The organism is Streptomyces sp. NPDC005070, assembly GCF_053600395.1.
Map to the genome: position 1 here is coordinate 14,668 of NZ_JBSFZS010000037.1, position 8,425 is coordinate 23,092.

General features: G+C 69.1%; 5 protein-coding genes. 1 reads left to right on the top strand and 4 read right to left on the bottom strand.

Translation table 11 applies throughout. The features are described 5' to 3' along the window. Window positions 1-167: 167 nt before the first annotated feature. On the bottom strand, window positions 168-2,201 hold the full coding sequence (gene recQ, locus ACWEBX_RS15005; RefSeq protein ID WP_451885312.1) for a DNA helicase RecQ: 2,034 nt from the start codon (window positions 2,199-2,201) through the stop codon (window positions 168-170). A 290-nt stretch (window positions 2,202-2,491) separates the two neighbouring features. Between recQ and ACWEBX_RS15010 the strand changes: the two genes are divergently transcribed. Further along, on the top strand, window positions 2,492-3,211 hold the full coding sequence (locus tag ACWEBX_RS15010) for a hypothetical protein (RefSeq protein ID WP_451885278.1): 720 nt from the start codon (window positions 2,492-2,494) through the stop codon (window positions 3,209-3,211). A 59-nt stretch (window positions 3,212-3,270) separates the two neighbouring features. On the opposite strand, the gene nuoN is transcribed toward ACWEBX_RS15010, so the two are convergent. From nuoN to nuoL, 3 genes are read right to left on the bottom strand one after another with little or no spacing between them, the layout of a single operon-like run. Continuing rightward, window positions 3,271-4,929: an NADH-quinone oxidoreductase subunit NuoN gene (gene nuoN, locus ACWEBX_RS15015; protein WP_451885279.1), complete on the bottom strand. Its 1,659-nt coding sequence runs from the start codon at window positions 4,927-4,929 to the stop codon at window positions 3,271-3,273. After that, window positions 4,926-6,497 (bottom strand): NADH-quinone oxidoreductase subunit M, encoded by a 1,572-nt coding sequence (locus ACWEBX_RS15020; protein ID WP_451885280.1) that lies wholly within the window; start codon window positions 6,495-6,497, stop codon window positions 4,926-4,928. The genes nuoN and ACWEBX_RS15020 overlap by 4 nt, the downstream gene beginning before the upstream one ends. A 5-nt stretch (window positions 6,498-6,502) precedes the next feature. After that, a complete protein-coding gene (gene nuoL / locus ACWEBX_RS15025; RefSeq protein WP_451885281.1) occupies window positions 6,503-8,416 on the bottom strand; it encodes an NADH-quinone oxidoreductase subunit L in 1,914 nt (637 codons plus the stop codon). Between the last annotated feature and the right edge of the window lie 9 nt (window positions 8,417-8,425).

The following is an 8,425-nucleotide window of genomic DNA, read 5'->3' on the forward strand; positions in this document are numbered from 1 at the left end:
CGCGAAGCCCGGCACGGTGAGGCCCTACACGGTGAGGCCCGGCACCGTGAAGTCCTGCACGGTGAAGCCCTGCACGGTGAAGCCCTGCGCGTTCGGCGGGGGCCCGGCGGAGTCGGTGAAGCCCGACAGACGCTCGCCTCGTCCCCGGTCGTCCGGCGTCGGGCCCGCTACATCCAGTCCTCGGGCTCCGGCTCCTGGTCCAGCTCCGGCCAGTCCGGGTCCGGTCCCGCCGTGGCCGCCGGAACCGATGCGGCCTCGGGTCTGCCGCCGGCCCCCGGGATCGCGGGCGCACCACCGGCCCCCGACGCCGGCGCACCACCGGCCAGCGAGACGAGCACCCCGATGACGCCCTCGCCGTACGTCGCCAGCTTCTTCTCGCCCACCCCGCTGATACCGCCCAGGTCCTTCACGGAGGTGGGCCACACCGTGGCGATCTCCCGCAGCGTGGCGTCGTGGAAGATGACGTACGCCGGGACGCCCTGCTCACGCGCCTGCTCGCCGCGCCAGGCACGCAGTGCCTCGAAGGCGGGCACGAGCTCGGCGGGCAGTTCGGCCGCCGCCGCCTTCGCCTTGCGCTCACCCTTGGGTGCCGACGACCGGGACGCGGCCGGCTTCGGCGCCTCCTTGCGCAGCGGCACGTCCCGCTCGCGCCGCAGCACGGTCCCGCTCGCCTCGGTCAGCACCAGCGTGCCGTACTCGCCCTCGACCGCGATCAGCCCCTGGGAAAGCAACTGCCGTACGACACCGCGCCATTCGGACTCCGCCAGCTCCTCGCCGATGCCGAACACGGACAGTTGGTCGTGGTCGAACTGGATCACCTTGGCGGTCTTCCGCCCCAGCAGGATGTCGACGATCTGACCGGCGCCGAACTTCTGTCCCCGCTCGCGCTGGAGGCGCACCACCGTGGACAGCAGCTTCTGTGCCGCGACCGTGCCGTCCCAGGTCTCCGGGGGTGTCAGACAGGTGTCGCAGTTGCCGCAGGCCGGGGTGTCGGGGTCCTGGCCGAAGTAGGCGAGGAGTTGGGAGCGCCGGCACCGGGCCGTCTCGCACAGGGCGAGCATCGAGTCCAAATGGGCGGTGGCCCGGCGTCTGAACGCCTCGTCGCCCTCCGAGCCCTGGATCATCTTGCGCTGCTGGACGACGTCCTGAAGGCCGTACGCCATCCAGGCCGTGGAGGGCAGTCCGTCACGGCCTGCGCGGCCCGTCTCCTGGTAGTACCCCTCGACGGACTTCGGCAGGTCGAGGTGGGCGACGAACCGGACGTCCGGCTTGTCGATGCCCATGCCGAAGGCGATCGTGGCGACGACCACGAGACCCTCCTCCCGCAGGAAACGGGACTGGTGCGCGGCTCGGGTGCCCGAGTCCAGGCCCGCGTGGTAGGGCACCGCCTCGATGCCGTTGCGGGAGAGGAACTCGGCGGTCTTCTCCACGGAGTTGCGTGAGAGGCAGTACACGATGCCCGCGTCGCCCGCGTGCTCCTCGCGCAGGAAGGACAGCAACTGCCTCTTCGGGTCGGCCTTGGGAACGATCCGGTACTGGATGTTGGGCCGGTCGAAGCTCGCCTCGAAGTGGCGGGCCGCGGGCATGCCCAGCCGCTGGGTGATCTCCTTGTGCGTCGCATGGGTGGCGGTGGCCGTCAGCGCGATGCGCGGGACATCCGGCCAGCGTTCGCCGAGCAGCGAGAGCGCCAGATAGTCGGGACGGAAGTCGTGGCCCCACTGGGCCACGCAGTGCGCCTCGTCGATCGCGAAGACGGAGATCTTCCCGCGGGACAGCAGGTCCAGCGTGCCGTCGAGACGCAGTCGCTCGGGAGCCAGGTAGAGAAGATCGAGCTCGCCGGCCAGGAACTCCGCCTCGACCACGCGGCGCTCGTCGAAGTCCTGCGTGGAGTTCATGAACCCGGCGCGCACGCCCAGCGCCCGCAACGCGTCCACCTGGTCCTGCATGAGCGCGATGAGCGGGGAGACCACAATGCCCGTACCCGGTCTGACCAGGGAAGGAATTTGGTAGCAGAGAGACTTGCCGCCACCCGTCGGCATCAGGACGACGGCGTCACCGCCCGCCACCACATGCTCGATGATCGCTTCCTGCTCGCCGCGGAAGGCGTCGTACCCGAAGACCCGCTGGAGGGCGGCCAGCGCCTCGCTCCCGCCCAGCGTCTCCGTCGCGTCCGCTTCGGTCATCACACCCGTCCCACCCATCGTTCCGTCCCCCGTACGTCGCGCCTCGACCACTGCGTCCACGATAGGGGTCCGCGCCGACAGTCCGAGAGTTGTCCACAGGCTGCGAGGGACCGGCTTCCCTACGTATCGGCGCCCGTCCTGTCTCACTCTGCTGCACGGCGCGCCCCTGCGGGGTTCAACCCGTTGGCCCCGCTTGCATGGCGGCGCTTCGGGGCCGAGGGCCATGCTGCTCGGGCGGGAGGAGGGGGCCCGCAGCAGACGGACCCGTGCAGTCCGTACGCCTCTCTCGTGTCTCTAGGAGCCTTCGCATGCCCCAGCGTCCCCTCAGGACCGTCATCACCCTCGTGACAGCCGCCACCGCGTCGCTCGCCCTGTCCGCGGGCCCCGCCCCGGCCGCGGACCCCCCGGTCGACCCGAAGGCCTTGCACGATCTGGTCAAGGCATACCTTGCGAGCGTCAAGTACCTCGACGAGAAGGTCGCTCTCGCCGACGGGTACGTGCCCCGCCAGTGCTCCTCGGACCCCGCGGGGCACGGCAGCATGGGCTACCACTACTTCAACGAGTCCCGCTACGGCTCACTCGATCCCAGGAAGCCCTCGGCCCTGCTTTTCGAGGACGGCAAGGACGGAAAGCGCAGGCTGGCCGGGGTCGAGTGGATCGTGCTGGACTCCGACCAGAACATGAAGACCAGCAAGGACCGGCCGTCGATGTTCGGCGGGCAGAAGTTCGACGGTCCGATGCCGGGTCACTACCCCGGTATGCCGATCCACTACGACCTGCATGTCTGGCTGTGGAAGCAGAATCCGAACGGACTGTTCGACCGCTGGAACCCCAGGGTGAAGTGCCCGGCCGCCCCGGCCCACACCGGCAAGACGGACACGGCCCACTCCGGTATGACGGACTCGGCCCACACGGGCAAGACGGACACGGCCCACAACGGCAAGACGCCCACCGCCCACCACGGCTCGTCCGGCAGGGCGCACACCGGTTCCGCGGGCACGGCCCACGCGGGCCACGCCGCCCACTGAGAACGGCTCGGGCCCCGCTCCGTCGAAGGGAGCGGGGCCCGAGCCGCGTGAGGAACCACTCAGCGCACGAAGACCCCGGCCTGGTCGGCCAGGTTCAGGAAGTACTGCGGCGCCACACCGAGCACCAGCGTGACCACCACACCCGCGGCGATCGCCGTCATGGTCAGCGGCGACGGCACGGCGACCGTCGGCCCCTCGGGCTTCGGCTCGCTGAAGAACATCAGCACGATCACGCGGATGTAGAAGAACGCCGCGATCGCCGACGAGATCACACCGACCACGACCAGCGCGCCCGCGCCGCCCTCGGCCGCCGCCTTGAACACGGCGAACTTTCCGGCGAACCCCGAAGTGAGCGGGATACCCGCGAAGGCCAGCAGGAAGATCGCGAACACCGCGGCCACCAACGGGGACCTGCGCCCGAGACCGGCCCACTTGGACAGGTGCGTGGCCTCTCCGCCCGCGTCCCGCACGAGCGTCACGACGGCGAAGGCGCCGATCGTCACGAAGGAGTACGCGCCCAGGTAGAAGAGGACCGACGAGACTCCGTCCGGCGAGGTCGCGATGACACCCGCGAGGATGAATCCGGCGTGCGCGATCGACGAGTACGCCAGGAGTCGCTTGATGTCGGTCTGGGTGATCGCGACGATCGCGCCGCCCAGCATCGTGACGATCGCCACGGCCCACATGACCGGCCGCCAGTCCCAGCGCAGGCCGGGCAGGACGACGTAGAGCAGGCGCAGCAGCGCGCCGAACGCCGCCACCTTCGTCGCGGCCGCCATGAAGCCGGTGACCGGGGTCGGCGCGCCCTGGTAGACGTCGGGCGTCCACATGTGGAACGGCACCGCGCCGACCTTGAAGAGCAGGCCCATGACGACCAGGGCGGTGCCGATGAGCAGCAGCACGTCGTTGCCCATGGTGCCGGCGAGTGCCGGGTCGACGTTCGTGACCGTTCCGTCGACGACGTGCGCGATCGTCGCGTACGACACCGATCCCGCGTAGCCGTACAGCAGGGCGATGCCGAACAGCGTGAACGCGGAGGCGAAGGCGCCGAGCAGGAAGTACTTGACCGCCGCCTCCTGCGACATGAGCCGCTTGCGGCGGGCCACGGCGCACAGGAGGTAGAGCGGCAGGGAGAAGACCTCCAGAGCGATGAACAGCGTCAGCAGGTCGTTGGCCGAGGGGAAGACGAGCATGCCGCTGATCGCGAAGAGCAGCAGCGGGAACACCTCGGTGGTGGTGAACCCGGCCTTCACGGCGGCCTTCTCGCTGTCGCTGCCGGGAACCGCCGAGGCCTGCGCGGCGAACGCGTCGACCCGGTTCCCGTGCGCCTCGGGGTCGAGGCGCCGCTCGGCGAACGTGAAGACGCCGAGGATTCCGGCGAGCAGGATCGTGCCCTGGAGGAACAGGGCCGGTCCGTCGACCGCGACCGCGCCCATCGCCGCGATGTGCGCCTTGGTCGTGCCGTATCCGCCCGCCGCGAGCGCGACGACCGCGGAGAACGCCGCGGCCAGCGCCACGACGGCGACGAACACCTGTGCGTAGTAACGGGACTTGCGCGGCACGAAGGCCTCGACCAGAACCCCGATGACCGCCGCGCCGAGAACGATCAAAGTGGGCGACAATTGCCCATATTCGATCTTCGGTGCATCGATCTTGGAGATCGGCTCGGCCGCTGTTGCCGCTGTTGTCCACAGGCTGTGGACGACTGATGCGCTCACTTGGCCGCCTCCACCTCGGGCTTGGTGTCCGTCTTGTGTACGTCTGACATGGTCTGCTTGACCGCCGGGTTGACGATGTCGGTGAGCGGCTTCGGATAGACGCCCAGGAAGATCAGCAGAGCGATCAGCGGGGCGACGACCAGGAGCTCGCGCACCCTGAGGTCCGGCATCCGGGCCACCTCGGCCTTCACCGGGCCCGTCATCGTCCGCTGGTAGAGGACGAGGGTGTAGAGCGCGGCGAGGACGATGCCGAAGGTGGCGATGATGCCGGCCACCGGATAGCGCGTGAACGTGCCGACCAGGACCAGGAATTCACTCACGAAGGGCGCGAGACCCGGGAGCGACAGCGTCGCGAGGCCGCCGATGAGGAAGGTGCCCGCGAGCACCGGGGCGACCTTCTGCACCCCTCCGTAGTCGGCGATGAGACGCGAGCCGCGCCGCGAGATCAGGAAGCCGGCCACCAGCATCAGGGCGGCGGTCGAGATCCCGTGGTTGACCATGTAGAGCGTCGCGCCCGACTGGCCCTGGCTCGTCATCGCGAAGATGCCCAGGATGATGAACCCGAAGTGGGAGATCGAGGCGTACGCGACCAGCCGCTTGATGTCCCGCTGCCCGACCGCGAGCAGCGCCCCGTAGACGATGCTGATCAGCGCCAGTACGAGGATCGCGGGCGTCGCCCACTTGCTCGCCTCGGGGAAGAGCTGGAGGCAGAAGCGGAGCATCGCGAAGGTGCCGACCTTGTCGACGACCGCGGTGATCAGCACGGCGACCGGGGCGGTGGCCTCACCCATGGCATTGGGCAGCCAGGTGTGCAGCGGCCACAGGGGCGCCTTCACCGCGAAGGCGAAGAAGAAGCCGAGGAAGAGCCACCGCTCGGTGCTGGTCGCCATGTGCAGGGAGCCGTCGGCCCGTGCGTGGACGATCTCCTGGAGCGAGAAGCTTCCGGCGACCACGTACAGGCCGATCACGGCGGCCAGCATGATCAGACCGCCGACCAGGTTGTAGAGGAGAAACTTCACCGCGGCGTACGAGCGCTGCGTCGCCGCCGCCTCGTCGCCGTGCTCGTGGGCCCGGTCCCCGAAGCCGCCGATGAGGAAGTACATCGGGATCAGCATGGCTTCGAAGAAGATGTAGAAGAGGAAGACGTCGGTGGCCTCGAAGGAGATGATCACCATCGCCTCGACGGCCAGGATCAGCGCGAAGAAGCCCTGCGTCGGACGCCAGCGCCTGCTTCCGGTCTCCATCGGGTCGGCGTCATGCCAGCCCGCCAGGATCACGAACGGCATCAGCAGCGCGGTGAGCGCGACGAGCGCCACCCCGATGCCGTCCACGCCCAGTTGGTAGCTCACCCCGAAGTCCGGGATCCAGGAGTGGGATTCGGTGAGCTGGTAGCGGTCGCCGCCGGGGTCGAAACGCACCAGGGTGACCGCGGCGAGCGCCAGCGTGCCGAGGGAGACGAGCAGCGCCAGCCATTTCGCGGCGACGCGCCGCGCGGCCGGCACGGCGGCCGTGGCGATCGCCCCGAGGGCCGGGAGCGCCGCCGTCGCTGTCAGCAGAGGAAAGGACATCGGTATCAGACCGCCCTCATCAGCAGGGTCGCGGCGACGAGGATCGCCGCACCGCCGAACATCGAGACCGCGTAACTGCGCGCATAGCCGTTCTGCAGCTTGCGCAGCCGCCCGGAGAGGCCGCCCACGGAGGCCGCCGTCCCGTTGACGACTCCGTCGACCAGCGTGTGGTCGACATACACCAGGGAGCGGGTGAGGTGCTCACCGCCGCGTACCAGCACGACGTGGTTGAAGTCGTCCTGGTACAGGTCGCGCCGGGCGGCGCGGGTGAGCAGGGAGCCGCGCGGGGCGACGACCGGGACGGAGCTGCGTCCGTACTGGAGGTAGGCGATGCCGGCGCCGACGACGAGCAGCACCATGGTGGCCAGGGTGACCGTGAGGGCGCTCACCGGCGAGTCGCCCTCCGCGTGACCGGTGACCGGCTCCAGCCAGTGCACGAAGCGGTCGCCGATGCTGAAGAAGCCACCCGCGAACACCGACCCGAAGGCCAGCACGATCATCGGGATCGTCATGGACCTGGGCGACTCGTGCGGGTGCGGTTCGTGGCCCTCGGCGTCGGGCTGCCAGCGCTTCTCCCCGAAGAAAGTCATGATCATCACGCGCGTCATGTAGTACGCGGTGATGGCCGCGCCCAGCAGGGCCACACCGCCGAGGATCCAGCCCTCGGTGCCGCCCTTGGCGAAGGCCGCCTCGATGATCTTGTCCTTGGAGAAGAAGCCGGACAGGCCCGGGAAACCGATGATCGCGAGATAGCCGAGGCCGAAGGTCACGAAGGTGACCGGCATGTACTTCCTGAGGCCGCCGAACTTCCTCATGTCGACCTCGTCGTTCATGCCGTGCATGACCGAACCGGCGCCGAGGAAGAGCCCGGCCTTGAAGAAGCCGTGCGTCACCAGGTGCATGATCGCGAAGACGTAGCCGATGGGGCCGAGGCCCGCCGCCAGAACCATGTAGCCGATCTGCGACATGGTCGAGCCGGCGAGCGCCTTCTTGATGTCGTCCTTCGCGCAACCGACGATCGCACCGAACAGGAGCGTGACCCCGCCCACGACGGTGACGACGAGCTGGGCGTCGGGTGCCGCGTTGAACACGGCGGCCGAGCGCACGATCAGATACACGCCCGCGGTCACCATGGTGGCCGCGTGGATGAGGGCCGAGACCGGGGTCGGGCCCTCCATCGCGTCCCCGAGCCAGGACTGCAGCGGCACCTGGGCCGACTTGCCGCAGGCCGCGAGCAGCAGCATCAGCCCGACGGCCGTGAGCTTGCCCTCGGTGGCGTCCCCGGCGATGCCGGGGTGCCCCTCGGTGCCGAGCAGCGGCCCGAAGGCGAAGGTCCCGAAGGTCGTGAACATCAGCATGATGGCGATGGACAGGCCCATGTCGCCGACCCGGTTGACCAGGAATGCCTTCTTGGCGGCCGTGGCCGCGCTGGGCTTGTGCTGCCAGAAGCCGATCAGCAGGTACGAGGCGAGACCGACGCCCTCCCAGCCGACGTACAGCAGCAGGTAGTTGTCGGCGAGGACGAGCAGCAGCATCGCCGCCAGGAACAGGTTCAGATAGCCGAAGAAACGGCGGCGGCGCTCGTCGTGCTCCATGTACCCGATCGAGTACAGGTGGATCAGCGAGCCGACGCCGGTGATCAGCAGGACGAACGTCATCGACAACTGGTCGAGCTGGAAGCCGACGTCCGCGCGGAAGTTTCCGACGGCGATCCAGCTGTACAGATGCTGGGTGAACGTCCGGTCGTCCGGACTCTTCCCCAGCATGTCGGCGAAGAGCACGACCGCGATCACGAAGGAGGCGGCCGCGAGCGCGGTGCCGATCCACTGACCGACGGCGTCCAGCCGACGTCCACCGCACAGCAGTACGGCCGCTCCGAGCAGAGGCGCCGCGATGAGCAGCGCAATCAGGTTCTCCACGATTCAGCG

Coding starts and splice junctions, on each gene's coding strand:
- ACWEBX_RS15020 (WP_451885280.1), bottom strand. CDS start 6,497: ATGTCCTTTCCTCTGCTGACAGCGACGGCGGCGCTCCCGGCCCTCGGG.
- recQ (WP_451885312.1), bottom strand. CDS start 2,201: ATGGGTGGGACGGGTGTGATGACCGAAGCGGACGCGACGGAGACGCTG.
- ACWEBX_RS15010 (WP_451885278.1), top strand. CDS start 2,492: ATGCCCCAGCGTCCCCTCAGGACCGTCATCACCCTCGTGACAGCCGCC.